This is a genomic window from Mycolicibacterium aichiense, from assembly GCF_010726245.1.
Taxonomy (GTDB): domain Bacteria; phylum Actinomycetota; class Actinomycetes; order Mycobacteriales; family Mycobacteriaceae; genus Mycobacterium; species Mycobacterium aichiense.
Window position 1 is genome coordinate 56,912 of the sequence record NZ_AP022561.1, and the last position, 26,508, is coordinate 83,419.

General features: G+C 65.1%; 19 protein-coding genes and 1 pseudogene. 9 read left to right on the top strand and 11 right to left on the bottom strand.

Annotation, left to right across the window (positions count from 1 at the left end; genetic code table 11):
- Positions 1–45 precede the first annotated feature (45 nt).
- From G6N32_RS00245 to G6N32_RS00265, 5 genes are all read left to right on the top strand, one after another.
- On the top strand, positions 46–1,389 hold the full coding sequence (locus G6N32_RS00245) for an APC family permease (protein ID WP_197935794.1): 1,344 nt from the start codon (positions 46–48) through the stop codon (positions 1,387–1,389).
- 201 nt (positions 1,390–1,590) lie between these two features.
- Positions 1,591–4,191, top strand: a complete 2,601-nt coding sequence (locus G6N32_RS00250) for a two-component system response regulator (RefSeq protein WP_170310570.1) — start codon at positions 1,591–1,593, stop codon at positions 4,189–4,191.
- The gene (locus G6N32_RS00255; protein ID WP_115317868.1) at positions 4,188–7,730 is read left to right on the top strand and encodes a response regulator; all 3,543 of its coding nucleotides are present in this window, start codon (positions 4,188–4,190) and stop codon (positions 7,728–7,730) included. Before G6N32_RS00250 ends, G6N32_RS00255 begins: the two co-directional genes overlap by 4 nt.
- On the top strand, positions 7,723–8,589 hold the full coding sequence (locus tag G6N32_RS00260) for a CheR family methyltransferase (protein WP_115317867.1): 867 nt from the start codon (positions 7,723–7,725) through the stop codon (positions 8,587–8,589). Before G6N32_RS00255 ends, G6N32_RS00260 begins: the two co-directional genes overlap by 8 nt.
- Positions 8,576–9,196, top strand: a complete 621-nt coding sequence (locus G6N32_RS00265; protein ID WP_115317866.1) for a chemotaxis protein CheB — start codon at positions 8,576–8,578, stop codon at positions 9,194–9,196. The genes G6N32_RS00260 and G6N32_RS00265 overlap by 14 nt, the downstream gene beginning before the upstream one ends.
- 7 nt (positions 9,197–9,203) lie before the next feature.
- Here G6N32_RS00265 and G6N32_RS00270 read toward each other — a convergent pair whose 3' ends face one another.
- On the bottom strand, positions 9,204–10,235 hold the full coding sequence (locus G6N32_RS00270; protein WP_115317865.1) for a fused (3R)-hydroxyacyl-ACP dehydratase subunits HadA/HadB: 1,032 nt from the start codon (positions 10,233–10,235) through the stop codon (positions 9,204–9,206).
- Between the two features lie 134 nt (positions 10,236–10,369).
- Here G6N32_RS00270 and G6N32_RS00275 point away from each other — a divergent pair, with 134 nt between their 5' ends.
- On the top strand, positions 10,370–11,260 hold the full coding sequence (locus G6N32_RS00275) for a DUF732 domain-containing protein (RefSeq protein ID WP_115317864.1): 891 nt from the start codon (positions 10,370–10,372) through the stop codon (positions 11,258–11,260).
- Positions 11,261–11,280: 20 nt separating this feature from the next.
- On the opposite strand, the gene G6N32_RS00280 is transcribed toward G6N32_RS00275, so the two are convergent.
- Both G6N32_RS00280 and G6N32_RS00285 read right to left on the bottom strand, forming a co-directional pair.
- Positions 11,281–11,622, bottom strand: a complete 342-nt coding sequence (locus tag G6N32_RS00280; RefSeq protein WP_115317863.1) for a nuclear transport factor 2 family protein — start codon at positions 11,620–11,622, stop codon at positions 11,281–11,283.
- Positions 11,609–12,313: an SDR family NAD(P)-dependent oxidoreductase gene (locus G6N32_RS00285; RefSeq protein WP_115317862.1), complete on the bottom strand. Its 705-nt coding sequence runs from the start codon at positions 12,311–12,313 to the stop codon at positions 11,609–11,611. The genes G6N32_RS00280 and G6N32_RS00285 overlap by 14 nt, the downstream gene beginning before the upstream one ends.
- A 116-nt stretch (positions 12,314–12,429) precedes the next feature.
- On the opposite strand from G6N32_RS00285, the gene G6N32_RS00290 reads away from it, so the two are divergent.
- Entirely contained in the window at positions 12,430–13,362 is a 933-nt protein-coding gene (locus G6N32_RS00290) for a LysR family transcriptional regulator (RefSeq protein WP_115317861.1), read from the top strand.
- 42 nt (positions 13,363–13,404) lie between these two features.
- Here the strand turns inward: G6N32_RS00290 and G6N32_RS00295 are convergent.
- Positions 13,405–14,424: pseudogene (locus G6N32_RS00295) on the bottom strand (YbfB/YjiJ family MFS transporter); the annotation flags it as partial.
- A gap of 163 nt (positions 14,425–14,587) precedes the next feature.
- Between G6N32_RS00295 and G6N32_RS00300 the strand changes: the two are divergent.
- A complete protein-coding gene (locus tag G6N32_RS00300; protein WP_115317860.1) occupies positions 14,588–15,265 on the top strand; it encodes an SDR family oxidoreductase in 678 nt (225 codons plus the stop codon).
- 69 nt (positions 15,266–15,334) lie between these two features.
- Here the strand turns inward: G6N32_RS00300 and G6N32_RS00305 are convergent, their stop codons facing one another.
- From G6N32_RS00305 to G6N32_RS00315, 3 genes are read right to left on the bottom strand one after another with little or no spacing between them, the layout of a single operon-like run.
- The gene (locus G6N32_RS00305; RefSeq protein WP_115317859.1) at positions 15,335–16,978 is read right to left on the bottom strand and encodes a peptide chain release factor 3; all 1,644 of its coding nucleotides are present in this window, start codon (positions 16,976–16,978) and stop codon (positions 15,335–15,337) included.
- Between the two features lie 37 nt (positions 16,979–17,015).
- On the bottom strand, positions 17,016–18,170 hold the full coding sequence (locus tag G6N32_RS00310; RefSeq protein WP_115317858.1) for a C39 family peptidase: 1,155 nt from the start codon (positions 18,168–18,170) through the stop codon (positions 17,016–17,018).
- Entirely contained in the window at positions 18,167–19,075 is a 909-nt protein-coding gene (locus G6N32_RS00315) for a C39 family peptidase (RefSeq protein ID WP_232077410.1), read from the bottom strand. The genes G6N32_RS00310 and G6N32_RS00315 overlap by 4 nt, the downstream gene beginning before the upstream one ends.
- A gap of 49 nt (positions 19,076–19,124) precedes the next feature.
- Here G6N32_RS00315 and G6N32_RS28690 point away from each other — a divergent pair, with 49 nt between their 5' ends.
- A complete protein-coding gene (locus G6N32_RS28690; RefSeq protein ID WP_232077412.1) occupies positions 19,125–19,367 on the top strand; it encodes a hypothetical protein in 243 nt (80 codons plus the stop codon).
- Between the two features lie 185 nt (positions 19,368–19,552).
- Here the strand turns inward: G6N32_RS28690 and G6N32_RS00320 are convergent, their stop codons facing one another.
- From G6N32_RS00320 to G6N32_RS00335, 4 genes are all read right to left on the bottom strand, one after another.
- Positions 19,553–22,093, bottom strand: coding sequence for a DEAD/DEAH box helicase (locus tag G6N32_RS00320; RefSeq protein ID WP_115317857.1), 2,541 nt, complete (start codon positions 22,091–22,093; stop codon positions 19,553–19,555).
- 68 nt (positions 22,094–22,161) lie between these two features.
- Positions 22,162–23,244, bottom strand: a complete 1,083-nt coding sequence (locus G6N32_RS00325; protein ID WP_115317856.1) for a sulfite oxidase — start codon at positions 23,242–23,244, stop codon at positions 22,162–22,164.
- Positions 23,245–23,292: 48 nt separating this feature from the next.
- Positions 23,293–24,669 (bottom strand): MFS transporter, encoded by a 1,377-nt coding sequence (locus G6N32_RS00330; RefSeq protein WP_115317855.1) that lies wholly within the window; start codon positions 24,667–24,669, stop codon positions 23,293–23,295.
- 206 nt (positions 24,670–24,875) lie between these two features.
- Positions 24,876–26,450 carry a threonine/serine exporter family protein gene (locus G6N32_RS00335; RefSeq protein ID WP_115318935.1) on the bottom strand — a complete coding sequence of 525 codons (1,575 nt, stop codon included), beginning with the start codon at positions 26,448–26,450 and terminating at the stop codon, positions 24,876–24,878.
- Positions 26,451–26,508 lie beyond the last annotated feature (58 nt).

Below are 26,508 nucleotides of genomic sequence, written 5' to 3' on the forward strand. Positions count from 1 at the left end.
CAAAACGCATCTCCGCCGAAATCTCATCTCTCGAGATCGCTCGGGTTGTGGGCCGTCGTCGGGCTGGGCTTGGGCTACATGACCCCGATGACGGTCTTCGACACGTTCGGGATCGTCTCGGGCGAAACGAACGGGGTGGTGCCGCTCGCCTATATCGTCGCCTTGGTCGCGATGGTGTTCACCGCGATCAGTTACGGCCGGATGACCCGGGTCTACCCGTCGGCGGGTTCGGCCTACACCTACGCCTCGGAGACCATCCACCCGAACTTCGGCTTCGTGGTCGGATGGTCCTCGCTGCTGGACTATCTGCTGCTTCCGATGGTCAACGCCGTCATCGCCCGCATCTACTTCGAGTCGTTCTTTCCGTCGGCGCCCTCGTGGGTCTTCGTGCTGGTGTACGTCGCCGCCATCACCGCGCTGAATTACCTGAGTATGAAAGGAACCTCGCGCGTCAACGGAATCCTCGTGGTGTTCCAGGTCGTCCTCATCGGGGCCTTTCTGGTCTTGGCGGCGATGGCGCTGAGCAAGGGAGTCGGCGCGGGCACGATCTTCACGCTCGATCCGCTGGTCCACGAAGGCGTCCAGATGCAGGCCGTCGTCGCCGGCGCGACCGTCGTCTGCTTCTCGTTCATCGGCTTCGATGCGATCACGATGTACGCCGAGGAAGCGAAATCGCCGGACACCGTGCCACGGGCAATTGTGCTGGCATTGCTCATAGGCGGCGCCATTTTCTTCGCTGCGGCGTGGTTCAGCCAGTCGGTGTTCCCCACCCTCGACGGGTTCGAGGTCACCGATGACACGCTGCCCGAGATGGCGCTGAAGGTCGGCGGCATGTTGTTCAAGGTTTTCTTCGTGTCAGCCGCTCTGGCCGCGGTGGTGGCGTCGAGCCTCGCCTCGCACGCCAGCGTCGCGCGGATGATCTACGTGATGGGCCGCAACGGAAGGGGGCGATTCGGGCGGTTCCTGTCCTACATCCACCCGCGGTTCCTTACCCCCGCCCACGCCGTCATCATCGTCGGAGTGGTGTCATTGCTCGCGGTGAAATTCACCCTGGAGTTCGCCTCGTCGATGATCAACTTCGGTGCACTCATCGCATTCACCGTGGTGAATCTGACGATCATCGTGTTGTTCGCGTTCCGCCTGAAGCGCCGCCGCACCCCGAAAGAGATCGCCACGAACATCGTGCTTCCGGCGATCGGTATGGCGCTGACCGGGGCGCTATGGGTCAACCTTCATTTCGATGCGCTGCTGTACGGCGGCATCTGGTTGGCGATCGGCATCGCGGTGCTGGTCTACTTGACCAAAGGTTTCCGTAACCAGCTGACGATGCGGATCGAGGACGAGACCTTGACCGAGGAAGGCGCCACCGTCCCGGACTTCAAGCACTAGACACCGGGCGACGACGTGCCGCGCCGGTCTGGCAATGGGGCGGACCCGGAAATTTGCTGATTTTCCAGATTGCCCGCTGTCCCGGGGCTGCCCGGCGGCACACTTGCGGAACGAATTGTTGTTCATGAAAAGACTCGTGGGGTGAACGTTCGAGTGCTTGTGCGGGACCTCGCGGGGGAGGGGAACATTGATCCTGTGCTGATGGATGGCGTGGCGGAGGGGCCCACGACCACCGAGAGCAAGCAGACGGTCTTGGTGGTCGACGACGACGCCCGGCTCCGGGACCTGCTGTGCACTGTTCTGACACCGCTCGACTGCGAGCTCGTCCAGGCTGGTTCGGGCGAAGAGGCGCTGACCGCGCTGCTGAAGCACAAGGTGGCTGTCATCGTCCTGGACATCAACATGCCCGGGATGGGCGGATTCGAGACGGCGCAACTCATCCGGGAAGCCGACGAGTTGGCCTCGACGCCGATCATTTTCCTCACCGGCCAGGCCGACGACGGCGATCTGGATCGCGGCTACGACCTCGGCGCGGTCGACTTTCTGCTCAAGCCGGTTTCCGCAGCGGTGCTCTACGCCAAAGTGAAGGCTTTGCTGGAGCTGGACCGATCGTTCGCCAGGTTGCGCATCGAGGCAGCGAAGCTGCATGAACAACAACTGCAGATCGCACGAGCCGCCGAGAGTCGGCAGCGCGAGGAACTGGCTCTCGCGCGACGGCGGGCAAGACTGGCAACCATCTTCACCGAGGGCAGTCTTGATCTGTCTGCGCTGGAGAAGACAATCGTCACCGAGTTGAGCCGGATCTTCTCCGCCGAGTGTTTGCTCCGTGTTCCCGTTCGTGACAACGATTGGCACGAAACGTTTTCGGACCCGGAGGCGGATCGAACGCCCGAAGCTGTTCAGTCGTGGCTCGCCGCGCAAACGACCGGTGCCGTAGAGGGCGCCACACCACATGAGGCGGTGTTGGTCGAGGAGTTGATGGCCCGCGGCGAACATGTCGGCTTCGTCTGTGTCGGCCGAACTGATGGCCCAGCGTTCTCCGACGTCGAGGCGGCGTTGTTCCGGGGCGTCTCGGCGGCAGCCGCGCTCGCGATTTCCAATGCCACCCTCTACCGCGTCCAAGCCGAGTATGCAGCCGTCATGCAGGCCACCGCCGACGCGATACTCGCCGTGGACGTGTCGGGCGCGATTCGCAGCTGCAACAAAGCCGCGACCGCCTTGTTCAGCGGGCACGCCGACACGCTGATCGGCCGGTCCATCGTCGATCTCGCCACCGACGCCCACCGGGACCGGCTGCGCGAGCAGCTGGATTTCACCCTGGCCACCCACCAGGAAGTGTCGATGGAGATGGCATTGGCCGCCGGTACCCGTCGCCCGGTCGACGTCCTGATCACGTTGTCGCCGATTGGTGAATCCGTGGATCTACACGTGGCGGTCGTGGTTCACGACCTGACCGAGATCAAACAGGCCCAGATGGTGATCAGCCATCTGGCAAGCCATGACCCGCTGACGGATCTGGCCAATCGCCGGCAACTCAACGAACGGCTCGCGGAGCTGTCGCGCAGGCGCGACGGGAAACTCGTGGCACTGCTGTACATGGACGTCAACAGGTTCAAGTCGGTCAACGACACCTATGGTCATGACACCGGCGACGAATTGCTCGTGGAAGTGGCTGCCCGACTTCGGTCGGCTGCCGGGACCGACGCGCTGGTCTGCCGGATCGGCGGCGACGAATTCATCGTCGTACTCGAAGACGTGCCATCCGTCGATCATGCTGTGGCAGAGGGGAACCGGATTCTGCAGCGAGTGCAGGGCGAGCCGGTCCGCTGCAAAGCGGTGACGCTGCATCCGTCGTTGAGCATGGGTATCTCTTTCCTCGGTGGCAGTGCTCGCACCGCGGAAGAGCTGCTGTCGCAGGCCGATATCGCCATGTTCGAGTCCAAGAAAAACCGACTGGACGAATGCGTGCTCTACACCGACACGATCGGTTCACAGCACAAGGGGAAAGTGGATCTGCGATCGGAGGTGGCGGGCGCGATCGCCCGATCGGAGTTCCGGATGGCCTATCAACCCATCGTGAACTCGGCCACCGGAGCGCTTTTCGGCCTCGAGGCTCTGGTTCGGTGGCGAGTCGGCGACGAGGAGATGCCGGCCACGGACATCATCGCGCTGGCCGAGAGCGCCGGTCAGATCGCCCCGCTGGGCCGCTGGGTTCTGACCCGCAGTTTCGAGGACTACGCCGCCCTGGGACGGGACGACCTCAAACTGCACGTGAACCTCTCCCCCGACCACGTCCAGGACGGCAGCTTCCTCGATGACCTGATCGGCGCTCAGCGCGACTTCGGGATACCACCGGAGAACATCTGCCTGGAGTTGACCGAACGAACGTTCTACGCCGATCCGGCGCCGGCCTGTGTGGCGTTGCGGCATGCTCGCAGCATCGGATTCACCCTGGCGATAGATGATTTCGGTGTTGACCACGCCAGCATGAGGAATCTGCTGCACGTCCCCATCGACTGGCTGAAGATCGACCGCACCTTCGTCACCGAGGTGCATGACGACCAGCGCGTCCAACGACTCGTGCGCAGCCAGATCGCTCTGGCTGCCTGCATGCACGTGGACCTGATCGCCGAGGGCGTGGAGAACCAGAAGCAGGCCGACTGGCTCAGGGACGCGGGATGTCTTCTGCAACAGGGATTTTCGTACGCCCATCCGATCGAGGCGGTCGACCTCGACGCCCGAATCAAGAAGTGGTCCAGTGCGTCGGCGAATCTCGATTCCGGTGAGGCGAAGGTGATATGAAGCTTGCGACCCGATTGGCGATCGTGTGCGGATGCGCGCTGCTCGCCGTCATCCTGGCGAACGCGCTCTACACCATTCAATTGCGGCGAATCACCGATCTGTACGAGGAGCGCGCCCAAGCGCGCAATGGCCAGGTTGCCGCGCTCGACGTTCAACGCGATCTGAAGGGCTTGCTCGTCACACGCGACAGGTTGCTGCTCTCCAACGACCCGGCTCGCCGCTCAGAACTCAGCGGCGAGCTCGACAACCTCGGGCAAGTCGTCGACACCGAGCTTCGGGCGGCCGCGGAGACCAATGACAACAGCACCATCCGCGTGCTGTCCCAACAAGCATTGTCAACGTGGACGACGTTGCGGCCCGAGCTCCAGAGCGCCCAAAGTGGCTCAACGCCAGGGCTTTCTGGCCGCGGCATCGAAGGTCAGGTCGCTGTCCTGGAGAGTCAGCTGAGCAACGTCGAGCAGGAAGCCGTGAAGGCCGTCGACAATGCCAACACCAAGGCGGCCAAGGCAGTCAACTTCGCCAAGACCATGCTGTGGATCTTCGCCAGCGCCATCGTTCTGGTGCTGGGCGTCCTGCTGTACTTCACCAGTCGCAACATCCACCGCACCGTGACACGGGCTGCCGAACAGAACGAGCGAGCCAGGCGCGCCAAGGAGATCCAGGCGAGTCTGATGACCGAGGTGCAGACCGCTGCGGACCTGGCAGCCGCGGCGTCGATCATCGTATCGCGCACCGCTCAGGCACTCGACGCCAAGCACGGTGCCCTATACCTGCGCCAGGCAGACGACCCCGACCGGTTCGCTCTGGTCGCGTCGTATGCCTTCCACCGGCGCAAGGACCTGCCGTACTCCTTCGGGTTCGGAGATGGTCTGGTCGGCCAGTGCGCCCTGGAAGGTAATCGGATCGAAGTGATTGGCGCACCAGGCGATTACGTCGAGATCGTCTCGGGGCTGGGCAAGATGGAGCCGGTCTCGCTCATCTTGATCCCGATCAAGTCCGAGTCCGAGGTCCATGGCGTTCTCGAGCTTGCCGGTTTGCGGCAGTTCTCCGACGACGATGTCGAACTCGCGGAGAACATCGCGCTGGGCGCAGGCGTCGCCCTTAACGCAATCGAATCGGCGCAGAAGACCAGCGAGTTGTTGCGGCTGTCGCAAGCGCAGACCGAGGAATTGCAAGCCCAGGAAGAAGAGCTGCGGACGGCGAACGAGCAGCTGACTCAACGCGAGGACCAGCTGTCGGCGCAAAATGCCGAACTGGAGGAGACGACCGAGGAACTGCGCTCTCAGCAGGAGGAGCTCAAGGCGAGCTCGGAACGACTGGAGACCCAGGCACAGTCTCTGGAGGCCAAGAACGACGAGCTGCATCGGCTCAGCCAGACGCTGGAGGCCAAGGCAGAGGAACTGGCTGTGTCGTCGCGGTACAAGTCGGAGTTCCTGGCGAACATGTCGCATGAACTCCGCACACCGCTGAACAGCATTTTGATCCTCGCCGGTCTCCTGGCTGATTCCGATGATCCGCTCAACGATAAACAGCAGGAATTCGCCGAGACGATTCAACAGTCCGGCAAGGATCTGTTGAATCTCATCGACGAGGTTCTCGACCTCGCGAAGGTCGAATCCGGATCCTTGCGCCTGGAGCGCGAAGTGATCGTGGTGAGCGATCTCGTCGCCTTCCTCGAACGCACGTTCCGGCCGATAGCGGAGAACAAGGGCGTGGACTTCCGGGTCGTGGTGAGTGCCTCTGCCCCAGAACAACTCACCAGTGACTACACGCGGGTCAAGCAGATCGCCAAGAATCTCATCGCCAATGCGATCAAGTTCACCGACGAGGGATCGGTGACGGTGAGTTTGTCGGCGGCAGGTGACAAGGAAGGCTGCCCGGGTACGGGTTATCTCGCGCTGGCCGTCACCGACACCGGGATCGGCATCGACGAGAACGATCATCACCTGATCTTCGAGTCCTTTCAGCAGGCGGCCCGGGGTACCAACCGGCAGTACGGCGGCACCGGCCTCGGACTGGCGATCAGCCGGGAATTGGCCCGCAACCTCGGCGGCGAGATCACGCTCCGCAGCACGCTCGGCGAGGGCTCTACGTTCACCTGCCACCTGCCCGTCGCGAGCCCGCAAGGGACCGAGTTGGCGCCCCCTGCCACGATGGGCTCCGCCCGGACGCCGAACATACGGCCGGCCGAGCCGGCCCCACCACAAGCGGCTGGTAACGGAGCAGGGCGGGGCGTTGAGGGAACATCGTCGCCGCAACTCGACGGCGCGTTCGCGCGCATCGACGCGGTGGATATTTCCGATATCGACTGGCCGCGTGGAACACAGCCCGTCCTGTTGGTGGTCGAGGACGACGCCACATTCGCGGGTCTGTTGGTCGAACTGGCCACCGAAGCAGGCTTCGACGCGGTTGTCACCGCCAGTGGACGAACCGCTCTGGCACTGGCCAAGGAACGCCAGCCGGCCGCGATCACCCTGGATATCGGCTTGCCGGACATGGCAGGCTGGGTGGTCCTCGATGTCCTCAAGCATGATCTCGCCACGCGCCACATCCCGGTCAACGTGATCTCGGGCTCCAATGACGACGGCCGGGGTAGGCGGATGGGCGCCATTCACACGTTGAACAAGCCCGCCGAAATCGCCGACCTACGTTCAATGTTCGGCGCCGTTGCCGAATTCCTGAAGCCGGGACCGCGACATGTGCTCGTTGCCGAGGACGACGCCAGTCAGCGTCAGGTCGTCAAGCACATGATCGAGAGCGACGACATTGCTATCACCTGCGTGGGAACCGGTCAGCAGGTGCTGGCCGAACTGGCCGGGCCGACGTCCTACGATTGCCTGGTCCTTGATCTCGGACTACCCGACATGGACGGCATCGACCTCATCGAGCGGGTCAAGGACCAGCTCGAGCAGAAGCACCTGCCGGTAATCGTGCACACCGGGCGGGAATTGACGGCGGCAGAGACGCAGCGACTGGAAGTCCTTGCCTCCGCGATCGTGTTGAAGAACGCCAAGTCACCCGAGCGCTTGCTGGACGAGACAGCGCTGTTTCTGCATCGTGTGACCAACGACATGCCTGACTCGGCGCGCGAGATCCTGTCGAATCCCAAGCGAATCGACGAAAGCCTGAAGGGCAACACCGTCTTGCTCGTCGACGACGATGTCCGCAACGTCTTCTCCCTGGGCAGCGCGTTGAAGAGATACGGCATCACCGTGATTCCCGCCCGCAACGGGCAGGAGGGACTCGACAGCCTCGCCGCCCATCCGGAGGTGGGCCTGGTGCTGATGGACATCATGATGCCCGTCATGGACGGTTACGAGGCGATGCGCCGGATCCGGGCTGAATCACGTTGGCGCAATTTGCCTATCGTGGCCCTGACCGCGAAAGCGATGAAGGGTGACCGCCAGAAATGTCTGGATGCCGGCGCCTCCGACTACGTGACCAAACCGGTCGACATGGATCAACTCACCTCGGTGCTGCGAGTCTGGCTCGGAAGTCGGTTACGTGGCCAGCAGGGGGCGGCAAGCGCCAATGACTGATCCCGCGGAGATCGACCCGGCTCGGTCCAAAGAACTGATGGCGATCGAGGCGGAGGCGTTCTTCTACACGGTCTTCGAGTTCCTCGGCTACGACTTTCGGCACTACACAGATGCGTCACGCAACAGGCGGCTGATGGCGTTCGTCGATCGTCATTCGCTGGGCAGCATCTCCAGAGCGCAGGACCGGGTGCTTCGCGACCCGAGCCTGCTGGCCTCGTTTCTGTCGACGATGACGATCAACGTGACCGAGATGTTCCGGGATCCCTCGGTGTTCACCAAAATTCGCACTGATCTGCTGCCACGGCTGGCGACCTATCCCCGAATCCGGATCTGGGTGGCGGGGTGCGCGACGGGGGAAGAGGCCTACTCCATGGCCATTCTGCTGGATGAGGCCGGTCTGCTGGATCGGTCCACGATCTATGCGACCGACATCGACAGCGAATCGCTCCGGGTTGCCGCATCGGCGATCTACCCCGCCGACACGATGGTGGGCGCGACCCGGAACTACCAGGCCAGCGGAGGTGAAAGGCCGTTCTCCGACTGGTATGTCGCCAAATACGACAGATCCATTCTCAACCCGGCGCTGCGGTCCCGACTCGAGTTCTTCTCCCATAATCTGGCCACTGACAGCACGTTCGGCGAGTTCCATCTGATCCTGTGCAGAAACGTCTTCATCTACTTCGAGGAGACGTTGCAGCGCAGGGCCGAGCGCATGTTCTGGGACAGCCTGGCGCCCTTCGGGCATCTCGTCATCGGCCCGCGCGAAGGCCTCACCGTCGACGGCATGAAGTTGTTCAAGGCGCAGGACCGCCGACTGGGGATTTACGCCAAGACCCAGAACCAGCGTGCCCGGCCCTGACGTCGTTGTCATCGGCGGTAGTGCCGGCGGCATCAAGGCGTTACGCGGCATCTTCGAGACCCTCGTCGACGTCCGCAACACAGTGGTGCTCGTGGTGTTGCATCGCGCGCCTCAGTACCGGGGGCTCGACCGGGTCCTGCAGGGCTACACCGCAATCCCGGTCAACGAACCCACCGCCAGTCCCTGGGCGTGTTCGACGGGAGAGGTGACGCTGGCTCCCGCCGGCTATCACCTGCTGGTGGGCAACGAGCGGAATCCGTCGACGGAACCGGCTACCCCGGTTGAGCAGTACGAAACAGGCTCCGCTGTGCGGGCACACCTGACATTGGACCCGCCGATCCTGCACTCGCGGCCCTCACTCGACGCGTTGTTCTCCAGCGCGGCGCAATTGGTCAATTCGGTTACAGCCGTGCTGCTTTCGTGTGCCAGCGACGACGGGGCCCGCGGCTGCGAAGACGTGAAGGCCGGCGGGGGGCGAGTTGTTCTCCAGGATCCGGACACGTGCGAGGCGGCTGTAGCCGTCAACGCCGCACTGCGCCGCGTGGAGCCGGATCATGTCGCGGATCCCGCCGGCATCGGGCGATGGCTTTCCGGAATGGGCGGCTGAGGCCGCCTCAGCTGAACCGCACGTTCATCGTCGCCAGACCGAAGATCTTCTTGCCCGCCGACTTCGCGCCCACAAGGACGACCCCTGAGCGGGTTTCGGGATCCAGCGACTTGACCTTGCCGCTGAACTCGATGTCGGCACCCTCCTTGGCCGACACGACCGCGGGTTGCGACAGCCGCACTGCGAACCGGGTGACCGCTCCCGGGTCGCCCGACCAGACCGAGTGGTATCCGGCGCCGAGGCCCATGGTCAACATGCCGTGAGCGATCACGTCGGGGAGACCCGCCAGCTTGGCGATCTCTTCATCCCAGTGGATCGGATTGGCGTCGCCGGCGACGCCGGCGTAGTTCACGAGATCGCCCCGGGACACCCGAGTGTGGTGGGCGGGTAGCTCCTCGCCGACGGCCAAACTGTCGAACGACCGCGTGCCCGGCGACCGGGTCAGACCGCCGTCGGAGATCCGGATCTCGCCGTCGGGGCGCAGTTCCTTCTCGTAATCGGCGTCGTCGCCGCCGATATCGAGGATGTTCATGTCGTGCATCATCGCGTTCTGGACGGCGACCTTCACGCCCGCGTCGATGTCCTCCGCGGTCACGCCGACGACGGTGGTGTGCAGGGTGTGCACCCGTTCCCCGTGAGTGTCGGTGAACGTGTTGGTGACGGTGATGAAGTCTCGCCCCGCGGTCCGCCGCACCGAGGTCAGCTCGACGTCGATCACGAGTTCGTCGCCGGCGACGATCGGGCGGTGCTGCTCGAAGACCTCTTCGGTCTGCAGGTAGGTGTCGTAGCCGACGACGATCGACTCGAACATCCGGCGGTTGCACTGCATGCCCGGCGCCGAGGTGAAGGTCAGCGGTGCCACGACGTCTGAATAGCCCAGCTCAGCTGCCGCGGCGACGTCCCAGTGGGCCGGGTGATAGTCCTGCACCGCGCGGGCGTATTCACGGAGCTTCTCCCGGCCGACGAGGTAGGTGCCGTCCATCCGGTAGTAGTGGCCGACCCGTGCTTCGATCGGCGACGTTTCTGCTGGTGCGGTCATAGATTGCTCAACTTTTCTATCGGCTTGTTCACTGAAGCCGACCACAGCACCCTAACGCGCAGAGAACATAGCGTGACACGCCGATACGATTCGGCTGTCACGGAGAACCGAGCCTACGGCGGTTGGGGTGAGCAATGAAGGGAGCGCCCGCGGCCTGTCCCTATTGCGGGGCTGACCTCGACGCAAGCGGCACGTGCGCGCGTTGCGGCGGCGTGCTGAAGCCGACGCCGCCGACGGGCTGGCGGCCGGATCCCACCGCCCGCTACGAAGGCCGGTATTACACGGCCGGGCATGCCACCAATCGGGTGCGCAACGGCAGGTCGGAGTCGAACGACCCCGTCGGCGGGCAGATGTTGCCGTCGTACGTCGAGGTGCCGGTGGCTCGATCGAGCATCCGGTTGACCTGGCTGGCCACGGGGGTCACGACCGCCGTCATCGTGATGGTCGCCGGTGTGGTCGCAGGCTTGCTCTGGGCGCGGCACCGGCCGTCGCCGCCGCCTGAAGTGGACTACGTGCAGGCCTTGCAGACCGCGGGGCTGTTCGATCAGTTCAATTCCGAGGCCAATGCCATCGCCCATGGGCACGAGGTGTGCAATCAACTCGAACACGGCGGGCAACAGCAGGGTCTGCTCGCGGACAAGATCGCCGTCGACGTGTTCTGCCCGAAATTCAACAAGGGCTTCCGTATTCTCGAATCTGCCAAGATCTCAGGGGTTTTCGTCCTGACTGACAGCCTCGGTACCGGTTCGATCGTCGTCGACGGTGGCACCTGTCACGGTACGGACGGCTACGCCGATATCGGTCGCACCACCCCGGTGACAGTCAAGAACGGCAAGGGAGACATTCTCACCACCACATCGCTGGGTGCCGGTACCGGTGACAGCGCGAACTGCACGTTCTCGTTCACGTTCGCCATCGATGAGGGCCAGGACCGCTACGTGGTATCCATCGGCCGGCGAGGCGATTTCAGCTACAGCTTCGAACAGCTGCGCAGCCACGGACTGCAAATCCACCTCGGTCACTGATTCGGCGCGGGGCTGGCTTGCTAGTAGGCGATCCGCCAGTCTTCGCCCCTTCCGGTGATGACAACTCCCAACCGAAGGTCCTTGGCCGAACCGTCAGGGAACGTGAACATCGCAGCGACATAACCGAGTACGGCGCCCGCGGCGATACGCCTGGACTCCAGCAGGGAGTAGTCCACCGTCATCCCCGCCGGTTGCGAGTCGTAATAGTCGAAGACTCCTTGCGGTCCGACGCTGAACGGTCGCAGACCTTGGAAGATCGCGTCGGCGGTGAAAACCGCCGCGACCGCCTGGGGATCGTGGGTGTCGATACCGGCTTTCCACTCATCCAGTACAGATCGCAGGACGGCTTCAGTGTCCGGCACTCTGGCCTCCGTCCACATGGAGGATCTCACCCGTGACGAATCCAGCCTGCTCCAGGTACAGCACCGCGTCGACGGCGTCGTCGATCTCACCGAGCCTGCCCATGGGATTGAGGCCGGCCAACGCGTCGTGGGTGGACGGATCGTGCATCGGCGTATTGACGACACCGAGAGCGACCGCGTTGACCCGGATTCCGCGGCCGGCATATTCGACAGCCAAGGCTTTGGTCGCAGCGTTGAGGCCGCCCTTGGTCAGGGACGCCAGTGCGGAGGGAACGTGCGAATTGGCCTGGTCTACCAGGCTGGTGGAGATAGTGACGATGTGGCCGCCGGGACCCAGCACCCGGAGCGCCGCCCGGGTCACGTCGAAGAAACCCCGCAGATTGACCCCGGTGATGGCGTCGTAGTCGGCGTCGGTGTAGTCGGTGAAGGGCTTGGGGATAAAGATGCCCGCATTGTTCACCACCGTGTCGACGCGGCCGAAGCGTTGCACCGCGGCGTCGATGATGCGTTCTCCCACACCCGGTCGTGAGATGTCGGCAGCGACGGCGAGCACCGACGGGTCGTCGCTCTCGCCGATGCTTCGGGAGTTGGCGACGACCGTGTAGCCAAGCCGGCGGTACCCGGCCACCAACCCGGCACCGATACCCTGGGACGCGCCGGTGATGACGACCACCCTTGTTGCAGTGTCCATTCGAGGATCCCTTCTACGTTGTGTTCCCTGCGCAACGCCCCCGGAGCTGAACCGATGCCACGCCCGGGCGAGAGATCCGCTCCCTGCTGGGAGGTTGCGCCTATTAGGCTGCAGCGATGGAGTTGCGGCAGCTGCGCTACTTCGTGACCGTGGCCGAGGAGTTGAACTTCGGTCGCGCGGCTGCGCGTCTGCGCATCGCCGGTCCATCGCTGTCCCAGCAGATCAAGGCCCTTGAACGCGACCTCAAGATCAGCCTGTTCGACCGCGACCGCCGTTCGGTGGCTCTGACGCCTGCCGGTGCTGCACTGCTGCCCGATGCCAGGGCGCTGATCGCGCAGGCAGACGAATTACGCAGGCGCGCTGCGAAGTTCGGGGAGTCAGAGCCGGTGCGCGTCGGCTATGTCAACTGGTGCCCAACGGACTGGTCCGCGCGGGCGGCGGGGATCGCACAGCTGCGGGTGGACACCTGGGTCATGCCGTCGCACACGCAGGCCGCACGGGTCGCCGACGGGAGCCTCGACCTGGCGATCTGTTGGGTGCAGAACGACGATCTGGAAGCGCTGTCACTGCAGGCCCGGTTGGTGGGAGTGGACCGGCTCTACGCATTGGCCCCGGGGTCGGACGATTCGGTCGTCGAGGCCGCTGACACCGTTGTATTGATCGACGCGGACACCGCCAGCTGGTCGTCGTGGAACCGCTACGCCGAGCAGTTTTCGGCTGCGACCGGTGCCCGCGTCATGCGCACGGACGACGGCGGCGTCACCGGACCGACGTTCCTCGACCATGTCCGCGGGCTCGGCCGCCCGGTGCTCAACAACCCGAAGGGTCAGGATCACCCGGTGCCCAAGGACCTGGTGCGACGCGCGGTCATCAACCCGGTCCCGATGTGGACGTGGTCACTGGTGTGGCGGCGCGACGACGACAACCCCGCCGTGGCCGCGTTGGTCGATGAATTCACCCGTGGCATCGGTGATTTCGGACTGAATGAGGCGTCGGTCTGGCTTCCAGCCGATGATCCGCATCGACCCTGCGACCAGGGCGGCGGCTAACACCACCACCGCACCCACGACCAGGGCAGGCCGAAAGCCGTCCTGTAAGAGGGGGGCGACCACGACCGGCCCCAGTATCTGGCCCACCGAGTACCCCGCGGTGAGCAGCGCGACAGCCCTTGGATAACGCAGCAGTCGCGCTGCCGAGAGCGTCAGCGTGCTGATTCCGATGAAGGTGCCGCCGAAGAGCGCCGCCCCGATCAGCGCTGCCGCGACGCCGCCGAAGACGCCCGCCACCGCGATTCCCCCGGCCTGTGCGCACAACGCTGTCGCCAGCAGTGCCGGATGGGACCATCGCGAGCTCAACGCTGCCCACAGCGCCGCGGAGGGGATGGTCGCCAGGCCCACCACGAGCCACGTGGCACCCCCGAGCCAGTGCGGCGCGTCCTGGGCGACCGCGGCGACCAGGAACGTCCCGGCGATGATGTAGCCGACGCCCTCGAGTGAGTAGCTCATCGCCAGCAGACTGAACAGTCTGTGCGGCAGGTGTTTTCGCTCCGCGGCTGGTGACGGCGGGACCGCGGGTGTGCGGTGCATCGTCCAGGCCGCGGTAGTCAGGACAGCGGCGGCAGCCGCGGAGGTCCACCAGGCGAGCCGCCACTGCTCACTGGCCAGCACCAATACGGCCGACAACGCGATCCCCGCGCCGATGCCGCCGAATCCCCACCCGGCCAGATGGGCGGGGTGCCCGTGCAGGTGCTCCAGCAGAATGTTGACGGCGATCACGAACACCAACGCACTGGTCACGCCCGCCAGGCCTCGCAGTAGCGTCCATTCGAGCACGGTGTTGGTCAACGGCATGCCGGCCAGACTCGCGACTAGCACGACCAGCGATGCGCGGCAGACCGCAATGGACCGGGCCAGTGGCGGCCAGCTGAAACCCGCCACCGCGCCGACGAGGTAGCCGATGTAGTTCGCGGTGGCCAGGGTGGCCGCCGCATGCGGTGCGATGCCGGTCTGTGCCGTCATCAGCGGAAGGATCGGGGTGTACACGAATCGGCCGATGCCCATTGCGGCCGCGAGCGCCGCGGCGCTACGTGCGACGTGCCTGTGATGCTGCATCGCACCATCGTGGAACTGATCCGATGCAGACTGCCACGTCCGCGCTGCTCGCAGCTGGGAGGCGGAGACTTCCACCGGGATTGCCCCGGCTGGGTCTAGCGGAATTAACTCAGCTCCCCCTAGTGTTGTCGCCAAAGAAGACGTCGGCAAAGGGAGAACTTCGATGACAGAGCAGACCACCGCGCTGGTAACGGGCGCGAACCGCGGATTGGGACGAAAGTTCGCCGCCGAACTGATCTCGCGGGGAGTCAAGGTGTACGCCGCGGCCCGCAGGCCCGAAACGATCGACCTGCCCGGCGTGGTGCCGATCCAGCTGGACATCACCGATCCGGAGTCGGTCCGTCGGGCGGCGGCGGTCGCCGAGGACGTCACGGTCCTGATCAACAACGCCGGCGTCTCAACAGAGGCCGATTTGCTCAGCGGACCGATCGAGGACATCCGGCTGGAGATGGAAACGCATTACTTCGGCACGCTCAACGTCACCCGCGAGTTCGTCCCGGTCATCGAGAAGAACGGTGGCGGCTCCATCCTGAATGTTCTGTCGGTGCTGTCCTGGTATCACGCACCGTCGTTCGGGGCCTACTCGGCAGCCAAAGCGGCCGGCTGGGCCATGACGGATGCACTGCGAACTGAACTGGCGCCCAGGGGCGTTCACGTCGCAGCCCTGCACGTCGGGTTCATGGACACCGATATGGCCTCCTTTGTCCCCGCCGACCAGAAGGCCGATCCCGCAGTGGTGGCGAAGCTGGCGGTGGACGGACTATTCAGCGGCCGGCCCGAGATCCTCGCCGATGACCTGACCAAGCAGGTCAAGGCCGGACTGGCCACCGCGAACGGCTAGCCCGACCCCGCGATTTCGGCGCGCTTTCCTGGGCCTGGCGCCGGTTTCCGCGCCGAAGTCGCCTGGCGGTCAGTCGTCGCCGGCGGCAACCAACGGGCGCAGCGTTACCGCAGGGTTGTCCTCACAGAAGCCCTGCAGCCGCCACTTCGTGGTGAACAGGGCGAGCATGACGCCGTCGGTGCGGGTCAGAACTTCGGTGGACACCTGCTTGTCCACGAACGGCGCGTCCACGGGATCGACGGCGCGCGCCACGGTGTAGGGCAGCGGGTCCAGTGCGATAGGTGCGTTGAACTCCGTGGCCATCCGGTGACTTGTCACCTCGAACTGCAGCGGGCCCACGGCGGCGAGCACCGGCGCCTGCTCGCCTCGGCGGTCCGACCGCAGAACTTGCACCACGCCTTCCTGCTCGAGTTGTTCGATCCCCTTGCGGAACTGCTTGTGCTTACTCGGATCAGTGCCCCGGGCGACTGAGAAATGCACCGGGGCGAAGCTCGGGATCGGCGGAAACTGAACGGGCACATCGCGAAAGAGGGTGTCACCCGGCCGCAGTGCGGCCGCGTTCGCCAGCCCGATGACATCGCCCGGCCACGCATTGTCCAGCGTGGAGCGTTGTTGACCGAACACCGACTGCGCGTACTTGGTGACGAACGGCTTGCCGGTTGCGGCATGGGTCAGGACGTCCCCGCGCTCGAACGTTCCCGAACACACCCGCGCGTAGGCAATCCGGTCGCGGTGCGCGGAGTCCATGCCGGCCTGGACCTTGAAGACGAACGCGCTGAACGGGGCGTCAACCGGCCGCACATTGCCGTCGACGTCGACCTGGCCGCTCGGCGGAGGGGCGAGCCTGATCAGGTTGTCCAGAAGCTGATTCACACCGAAATTCAGTGCGGCGGAGGTGAACAGGACCGGCGTCGTGACGCCCTGCAGGAAGGCTTCCTGGTCATGGTCGCCGTCGTCGGCGGAGAGCAGTTCGCATTCCTCGACCGCGTTGTCCCAGTCGATGCCCGCTGCGTCGTGGGCACGCTCGGGTGCGATGTGCTCCTCGGGTGCGGCGGTGGCACCGCCCGCGGTGCGGGTGAACCGAATGAAGTTGCCGGTGCGGCGATCCAGGACACCCTTGAAGTCACCGGCAATGCCGACCGGCCAGGTCAGCGGGGTCGGCTTGAGGCCGATACGTGCCTGGATCTCGTCGAGCAGTTCCAGCGCGTGGCGCCCGGGCCGGTCCCACTTGTTGATGACGGTGAGGATGGGCAATCCGCGGTGCTTGCAGACCTGAAACAGCTTGAGGGTCTGCGGTTCAAGACCCTTTGCGGCGTCGATCAGCATGACGGCGCAGTCGACGGCGCTGAGCACCCGGTAGGTGTCCTCGGAGAAGTCGGCGTGCCCGGGGGTGTCGAGCAGGTTGATGACGCAGTCCTGCCCCTCGGGGGAGTGATACGGGAATTGCAGTGCCGTGGAGGTGATGGAGATACCCCGGGCCTGTTCCATCTCCATCCAGTCCGACACCGTGGCCCGTCGTCCGGCTTTGCCGTGGATGGCACCGGCCTGCGTGATGACCCGCGCGTGCAGCACCAGGGCCTCGGTCAGTGTCGACTTGCCGGCGTCAGGGTGGCTGATGACGGCGAAAGTGCGCCTGCGACCGGCTTCGGTCGCGAGTCGGTTCGCCGCAGCCGTCGTCGGCGCCGCCGGGATGTCGAGGTCGTGATCACTCATCGCGCCGTCGATGGTATTTGCCGACGACGCAAAACCTCTAATCCTGGGCTGGAGTGACGTAAGCGGTGATGGTCTGGTAGTCGTTGGCCCGCCACGCCTTCATGAACGTGTTCAGCGGGAGGCCCATGCCCTGCCCACCGTTCTTCCAGGCACCGTCATTGACGAAGATGACGTCCTTGTCGGTGTCGATGCCCAAGACCGTGATGGCGTGGTCGCCCGAATACGCCATGTCAGGGGTGCCTTGGCCCCAGGCGATCTGGGCCTTGATCGTGACGATGACCGAGTTGCCGTCGATCAATGCTTTCTTGAGGTTGGCGTAGGCGAGGTCGCCCTGGTTCTTGGAGTACTGGGTCGACATCGCCGTGATGCCGTGCGCGTCCAGCAGCGCCAACGCGTCGGCGTTCTGCACGTAGGAGTCCGCCACCGGGTCGTAGATCTTGGCCCCGGCTGTCACAGTGCTCGGCGTCGTCGCGGCTTCGTTGATGATTTCGGCCGCGGTCGGCATCTTGTCGGGACCCAGAAGCTGGCCCATGACCATGGCCGACGACACCAAGAGACAGATGTTCTTCCCGTCTTGATAGATGAAGTAGCCGACCTTGTCGAGTGGGTTCCCGATGATTCCCGATGTGCCGTCCGGCGGAATGTCCGGATTCACTGGACGTCGACTCGGGCCGAAGATGGCCTCGAGGTCATAGCGCAGGGTCGTCAGGTTGTCGCGGACGCCTTCGATCTGATGCTTGACGAGTAGCTCGAAATCGCGGCGCATGGTGTCGAGAGTCCGCCGGGCCGCGTCCAGGCCGGCCACAACGGCCTGTTCGATCTCGGTCGGTGTGGGAAGGCGTTGGGCCCGATACTGCTTCGCAGAAGCGGTCGGCGCGGTCGGAGCGTCGGTGGATACCAGGCTCACTGAACGCAGCGAGGAGGGGCTCGTCGCTGCCGTTGTGCGCTTGGCCGGAAGTTGCACGGCCGATGCCGAGGGAGGCTTGGGTCTGGCGGATGCGCGGGTGGCGGCCGCTGCGACCGGCTTGTGCGTGCGCGCACTCGATGCAGACGACTTACTCGTCGACGCATGACTCGAATCATCGGGTGCGGCGCTCGCCACCGCGGCACCCGCACCCGAAGCGATCAGTAAACCGGCACCGAGGGCGAACCCGAACGTCGCGATTCGCCCAGCCCGCTTGATGGAAGTCATGCTGCGAGGCTCTCTTCTGAGGCTATGGCTTGTGCTGTGGCAGGCGCCAATTCGGCGAAGATGGCTGTGTAACGGCCGGCTTGCCAAGCGTCCAAGAAGTCATCGATCGACATGGTCAGGTTCTGACCGCCGCCTCCTGGGTAGGCGCCGTCGTTGAGGTACACCAGATTCTTGCTGATGTTGATCCCGAGCAGCACCGCCTGGTGCTCGGTGTTCCACACCGCGGTGTTGCCATCTATCGCGGAGCGGACGTCGCCGCTGATCGACACGATCACCGACTTACCGTCTGACAGTCCGGCCAGCAGACCGTTCCACGCGCGTTGTTGCTGGGATTTGCTGTAGTAGACGGTACTCACCTTGAGGCCATGGGTCTCCATCAGTTGCACCGAATCAAGTGCCCACACCCAGTCGTTGGTGGCGGTGCCCAGATACATCTTCCGGCCGGGTTGGGCAACGCTGTCTGTGCTCGTCGCTTCGGCGATGATGTCCTGCGCGGTCACGGTTTGCCCGGTGAGTTTGCTGATCACCATCGCCGCGGCCATCAGTCCCGAGGTTTGCGCGCCGCCGGCCGCCCAATATTGGCTATTGGCCACATTGCCGTAGATGATCTGCCGGTTCGGGTGGAACAGCCGATCGAGGTCGATACGCAGGGTGACCAGGTTGTCCCGGAAACCGACGATCTGATTCTGGACGAGCGTCTGGATCTTCTCGCGAAGCTCGTCGAGGCTGCGTCGGGCCGCATCCAAGCCGACGGTGATCGACTGCTGCAGTTGCGTCGGAGTCGGCAGTGCCGCAGCGCGTTTCGCCGAGCCTTGCTTGGCGGGGACGGCGGCGACGATGTCGGACTCCCGGGTGACCGCCGTGCTTTCCGGAATAAGGGACCGCTTCGCCTTCAGCTGCACCACGGGCGCCGAATAGCCGCTTCGGGCACTGGCACTGTGCGCAGGCTTTGGCTTGGCCGCGGCATTGCTGGACGGGCGTGCTGAGCGCGCCGACGATGCCGACGCACTCGAGGCGGCGGAACTGCTGGATGACGCGTGGCCGGAATCGCCGGGTGCTGCGACGGCGACCGCTGCTCCGGCGCCCGAGGCGATCAGCAAACCGGCGCCGACCGCGAACCCGAACGTCGTGACTCGCCCAGCACGCCTCATGGATGTCACGTCGGCCCCCGCCCACATCATCGCGCAAGATATTTAGCGATGCTGACAATAGCGGCACCCGGTCGATCTCGTCCAGAGTTCGCGTGAGTAGCCAGATCCTGAGTCCGCGTGCACCCGGTAAACCGTTCGAGGGGCTTCTGCGTTACTGCCCAATCGTTTTGGCGACCAGGCGGAGGGTGGCCGAGGATGTCGGCCTGGGCGGCTGGATGATCAGGCTGACGTTCAGTCCAGCCGGCCGACCTCGACGATCCGCAACACGGGTGACCCGGCCTCGTCCGAGGCGTCCACGTCCACCTCGACCGCGATGCCCCAATCGTGGTCGCCGGCGGGGTCGTCGAGGATCTGCCGCACCCGCCACACGTCAGGTCCTCGGTCGATGATCAGCAACGCGGGTCCACGGGCGTCGGCTCCGGTGCCCACTTCGCTGTGCTCATCGAAATAGTCGCCGCCGATCTCGTGCCAGCGCTGCGCGGACCATCCCGAACCGGCATCCAGTTCGCCCAGCTCGTGCCAGCGCTGGCGGGCGAATAGATCCACCCGCCGGAAGAGGGCGTTGCGGACCATGGCGGTGAAGGCCCGCACATTGCCGGTCACCGGCCGGGGCCGCATCGGCACCGCCACGGGGACGTCGTGCGGTTGGTCGGGACTGGTCAGCTCCTCCCACTCGTCCAGCAGGCTTGAGTCCACCTGGCGTACAAGTTCGCCGAGCCACTCGACGATGTCGGTGAACTCGTCGGTCCGCGCTGCGGTCGGCACCGACGACCGCAGCGCCTTGAACGCGTCGGACAGATAGCGCAGAACCGCCCCTTCGGACCGGGTCAGTCCGTAGACGCTGACGAATTCACGGAAGGTGAATCCTCGCTCCCACATCTCGCGGACAACGGATTTCGGCGACAGGCGGGCGTCGGCCGCCCACGGGTTGGTGTGCAGATACACCTCAAAGGTGTGTGCGAGGAGCTCCTCGAGCGGTTTGGGATAGCTGACATCGTCGAGCAGTTCGATGCGCTCGTCGTACTCGATGCCGTCGGCCTTCATCGCGGCGACGGCTTCGCCCCTGGCTTTGTTCAACTGTGCGGCCAGGATCTGGCGCGGATCTTCCAGCGTTGCCTCCACCACCGAAACAACATCCAGCGCAAAGGTTTCCGAGTCGGGATCGAGGACGCCGACCGCGGCCAGCGCGAACGTCGACAGTGGCTGGTTGAGGGCGAAGTCGCGCGGCAGATCGACCGTCAGCCGGTAGCGGCGCCCGTCGGGTTGTGGTTCGGCGAGCCGCTCGAGGACCCCGGCCTGCAGGAGCGAGCGGGCGATGCCGACGGCCTCCCGAATGTGCTGCAGCTGGCGCTTGCGGGGCTCGTGGTTGTCGGTGAGTAGTCGCCGCATCGCGACGAACGGGTCACCGGGGCGGTCCACCACGTCGAGGATCATCGCCGTGGACACCCGCATGTTGCTGGTCAGGGGTTCCGGGGTGGCATCTACCAGCCGCGTCATGGTGGCTTCGCTCCACGGCACCATCCCTTCGGGTACCTTGCGGCGCACCAGTTTTCGGCGCTTCTTCGGATCATCAGCGGTTTTGGCGAACTGCTTGAGGTTCTCGACTTCGTGGTCGGGCGCCTGCACGACGACGGTGCCGGCCGTGTCGTAGCCGGCCCGGCCGGCGCGACCGGCGATTTGGTGGAACTCGCGGGCATTGAGCAGCCGGGTGCGTGTCCCGTCATACTTCGACAGCGCCGAGAAGACGACCGTGCGAATCGGCACGTTGATGCCGACGCCCAAAGTGTCGGTGCCACAGATGACTTTGAGCAGCCCGGCCTGCGCCAGCTGTTCGACCAACCGCCGGTACTTGGGCAGCATTCCCGCGTGATGGACCCCGATACCGTGGCGGACCAGGCGTGACAGCGTCGAGCCGAACGCAGTCGAGAACCGAAAGCTACCGATGTGCTCGGCGATCGACGCCTTCTCCTCCTTGGTGCTGACGTTGACACTCATCAGCGCCTGCGCGCGTTCCAGGGCGGACGCCTGGGTGAAGTGGACGATGTAGATCGGCGCCTGCTTCGTCTGCAGCAGTTCGGTGATCGTCTCGTGCATGGGTGTGGTCGCGTACGAGTAGAACAGCGGCACGGGACGCTCGGCGCCGGCCACAAGAGCGGTCGGCCTCCCGGTGCGGCGGGTGAGGTCCTCGCGCAGGAAGCCGACGTCGCCGAGCGTTGCCGACATCAACAGGAACTGGGCATGCGGCAACTCCAGGAGCGGCACCTGCCAGGCCCAGCCGCGGTCGGGGTCGCCGTAGAAATGGAACTCGTCCATCACGACCACACCGATATCGGCATCCGCTCCTTCGCGAAGCGCGATGTTGGCCAGGATCTCGGCGGTGCAGGCGATGATCGGCGCACTCGCGTTGACCGCAGCGTCGCCGGTGAGCATGCCCACGTTCGCGGCGCCGAATGTCGCGCACAGCGCGAAGAACTTTTCGCTGACCAGAGCTTTGATCGGCGCCGCGTAGTAGCTTCGCCGCTCCGCCGCCAGGGCTGCGTACAACGCCCCGGTCGCGACCAGGGACTTCCCGGAGCCCGTCGGTGTGGCCAGGACGACGTTGGCGCCGCTGACCAGTTCGATCAGCGCCTCCTCCTGCGCCGGGTACAGCGGGGTGCCGTTGACCTCGGCCCAGCCGGCGAAGGTGGTGAACAGCCGGTCCGGGTCGGCGCCCAGCGCGCGAACAGCGGACAGATCGGCGGGGTCGTCGAGGAGGGGGGTGAGAGCAGTCATCGGGATACTGGCACAGCCTAGTCAGGTTGGGCCGACCGGCTCGGTGCGGGCTGCGCGTGGTGCGGTGGTCAGGGGCGATCGACAACTGAGATCGGATGGGCGAGAACCGATTCGTGCATGTAGCCCAGCTCGTTCCAGGGAGTGGAATCCGGCTGGACGCGGCCCCGGTCGTCGGAGGCGCGCACTCGTAGGACGTGGTCGCCCGGCGCGGCGTCCCAGACGAACTGCCAGCGGGCCCAGACACCAGGCTCACCAGCCGAGGTGATGGTGGCGCTCTGCCAACTGTGGTCGTCGATCCGGTAGTCGACGGCGGTCACCCGGGCCTCACCGGCGAACGCCCGGCCTCGGATGATCTGCGGGCCCGGGCTCAGGCGTGCAGGCCAGGGCAGTTCGACCAGACTGGACAGCGCGGGTTCGGTGATGGCGGGCCCTCGAGCCTGGTCGCCTTCGGCGGGATAGCCCGGACCTATCATCACGTAATCGATGGTGTTCCAGGGAACTTCGACGTGGTGCGTGGCGACGTCGATCCGGCCAAGCCATTTGATGCTGGCGGCACCGAGCCATCCCGATACGACCAGCCGTGCCGGGAAGCCGTGATCAGGCGGCAACTCTTCGCCGTTCATGGCCCACGCCACGATGGTGTCGTCGGCGAGGGCTTTGGCCAACGGCAGTGGGCGCCTGGCCCGGATCGAGTCGAGCGATTCGGGCACTACTTCGCAGGCATTGGCGGTGATTCCGGCCGGCTCCAGCAGGTCGCGTAACCGCACGCCGGTCCACTCCGCGGTGCCGATCGCGGTGCGTCCCCACTGAGTGCCTTCGAAAGGCTGGCCCACCTCGCGCCCGAACTGCACCCGCCGGTTGCCGGCGCATTCGATGGTGCGCACGATGGACGTCAGCGGAAAACCGGTGCACAGATCGTCGTAACTGAGCGAAATCGGTTGCCGTACAGCGTCACCAGTGATCTGCAGCTTCCAGCCGGTGGCATCGATAACCGGTGTGTCGGCGTGGCTGCGCACGAAAAAACGATCGGTGCCGACGATGTCGCCGAGCATCCGGTCGGGGCGGGTGCCGTAGTCCAGCCCCGAGCCGGTGTCTTCCATCAGATCTTCCGGCGTTGGCTTGATGAGCCCGTGTCGATGAACGTGTGGCATCGACGCATTATCCCGCCTGCGTGTCCGGGCTCACCATGAACCGCCGGGTCAGGCGGTCACCTTCTCGTAGGCGACGGGGGGAGGTGCGTCATCGGTACCCGGCATGGCGGTGCCGTTGAGCGGACAGCGGGTGGTCTCGGGCACCTTGATCAGGGCGAGCGCGCCGATCACGCAGGCGCCCATCATGTAATACGCAGGAACCAGGGCATCGCCGGTGCGGGTGGTGAGCCAGTCGTTGACCGCCGGCGCGGTGCCGCCGAACAGGGATGTCGAGACGTTGTAGGCAATCGCGAAACCGGCGTAGCGCACCTGGGTCGGAAACATGGCGGGAAAGGTCGCCGAAATCGTGGCCAGCTGAGGCACATACAGCAATCCCAGTACTGCGAACCCGATGACCGCTCCCGCCAGGCCGGTGCTCATCAGAAGAAACATCGGCAGGCCTGCCACGAACAGCCCGATCAACGAAAACCACCACAGCGGCTTGCGGCCCACCCGATCCGAGAGCAGACCCGCGAACGGGACGAAGACCATCATCGACAACATCCCGATGATCGGCACCAACAGCGACTGGTCGGCCGAGAGACCGATCTCGTTCTCCAGATAGGTCGGCATGTAGGTCAGCAGCGTGTAGTTGACGACGTTGAGTGCGACGACCATCCCGCCCAGCTGCAGGATCGGCCGCCAGTACCTGGTGATGAGGTCGCGAAATTGTGTCGTCGTCTGGTCCTCGGTATCGCCGTGGGCTTCGAATTCGCGGAACACCGGGGTGTCTTGCAGCCGAGACCGCAGGTAGACCCCGATCAAGCCCAGTGGCGCTGCGACGAGAAACGGAAGCCGCCATCCCCACGCCTGCATCTGGTCGTCGCCAAGCACCAGCGAGCAGCCCAGCATCAGTAGAGCGCCGAAGGAGAACCCCGCCAGGGTGCCGAACTCGAGAAAGCTGCCCAACACGCCGCGACGACGGCTCGGAGCGTATTCGGCCATGAAGGTGGCCGCACCGCCGTACTCACCGCCCGTGGAGAACCCTTGGATCATCCGCAGCAGAACCAGCAGAACCGGGGCCCAGATCCCGATCGTCGCGTACGTCGGGACCAGGCCGACCAAGAACGTGGCGCTGGCCATGAGCAGAATTGTGATGGCCAGTACGGCTTTTCGACCCAGACGGTCGCCGAGCGGCCCCCATACGAACCCGCCGAGCGGCCTGACCAGGAATGACACCGCGAATGTCATGAGAGCCAGCAGCGTTGCCTGTTCGGTGTCCCCGGGAAAAATCGCCGCCGAGATGTAGGTGACGCCATAGGCGTAGATGCCGTAGTCGAACCATTCCGTTGCGTTGCCGATGGCCGAGGCGGCGATGGCCTTCTTCAACACGCCCGGCGAGGGTTCCTTGTCGACGACCGGCGGTCGGTCTTCTCCGGCGTCCACAGGGAGCCTCCTTCGGGTAGCTGATCGGTGCGGTAGATCCGCCCACAGCGCGTTCCCAGTTCTCTGGCAGACGAAACCCAGAGTGAGAAAGAAACTCCCGAACAGCTGTTGACGAGCGGCTACTGTTGCGTGGCGGCAACTATTGCCTGGCGGGTACGGGCGGGCAATAGTTGTCGCGCGGTGCGGCCGCTCCTCAGCAGACTGCGCTACGGCGCGCCCGGTCGGTCACCGGACTGAGGCTGCTCAGGCTGGCCGTCGTCGGCCGGGGTGGGCTCCAGCGCCACGCTCCACGATCGTTGGTGGGGTGCGCGTCGGGCGGGACGCTCGGCAACCGGTCGCAGTCGAACGACGCGTCCGACCGCGCGACGTAGGCCCGGCGGTCCCTCGACTCGGAAGAGGTCGCCTATCCTGCCTGCGCGATAGCGCAAGGGGGATCCGAGCAACTCGCCCATGACCACGCCCGCCCCGATGGCCAGCGCGGTGGCGGCCGCTGCCAGAGCCTGGGTCGCCCCGCCGACGTAGTCACCGTCGACGGCGAGGAAGAACACCGCTCGAAAGACGGCCAGGCCGGGCAACATTGGCGTGATACCTGCCGTCGCCGTCACCAGGGAGGGCGCTTGCTGCCGAATCGAGAGAAACGTGGCCAGCAGGCCCACTCCGGCCGCTGCGATACCGGTGGCGACCACTTGTCCGAAGTCTGCGTTGCCAAGACCGATCAACGCCAGTTCAGCGAGACCGGCCACCGCCCCGGCGGTGACCATCGCGCGCGGGCGGGCATAACTGGCAAGAGCCAGGCACGCGCCGGCCAACGCGGCGCCGGAGACCGCGAGCACGATCGGAATCGGCCGGTTCGGGATGACAAACGATTCGGTGGCATCGACACGAAGCTCGATCTGAATGCCCGCAAGCGCGGCCATTTGCAGGCCGGCGAGGATGCCTACGACGATGCCGGCGGTAAGGAACAGTACGTCACCGAGCCGGGCGACGGCGGTCAGCATGTAACCGGTCAAGGCGTCCTGTACCGAGCCCACCAGGGTCATCCCGGACAGCAACACCACGATCCCGGTAGCGACCAGTGCGGTAGGACCTTGTCCCGCGAATAGGTATGCCAGCACCGCGATCATCGTGGCGATCATGGCGCCGGCGGCCTGCTGGAAGAAAAACGGGGTGCCGGCGCGGTTCAGCACCCGTGCGACCCGGTCGATGAGCGCTGCCGACATCGCGGCCAGAAGGCAGGTCAGCCACGTGCCTCCCATCAGCATCGCGATGCCGATGGCAAAACCGGCCCATCCCGCGGTCGCCAACCAGCGCGGATAGGGATGGGGCTGTGCCGTCAGTTCGTCCATCGCCTCGTGGGCGTCGTCTACAGAGACGCCGCCTGAGGTGATGCGACGGACCAGACCGTCCAGTTCGGCCAGCCGGGTGTAGTCGGTTGAGCGGGCCTGCACCGACCGCACAATGGTCACCGGCGGACTGTCGGCGGTGGGTAGCGCGGACACAAAGATTGTGGTGACGAATACGTCGACCACGCAGTCATTGAGTTGGTAGGCCTGCGCCACGTCTTGGGCGGTGGCCACAACATCGGCCGTTCCCGATCCCGACGACAACATCACTTCGGCCAGCCGGATGGTGAGGTCGAGGACCCGTCGGGTGTGGCGGTCTCCCAGGCCGGCTGAGTCGCGAGTGCGCTGGCCCGCTCCGGGGGCGGGGTCGCGCCGACCCCGCAGGGTGATATTCAGCCCTCGGCGACGTGCCGCCGAGGCCGACCGATCGGACGCCATCTGTCCGACGATACCGAGGCACTGCTCGACTATGTGAGTGGCTGCCACTCGGCGCTGC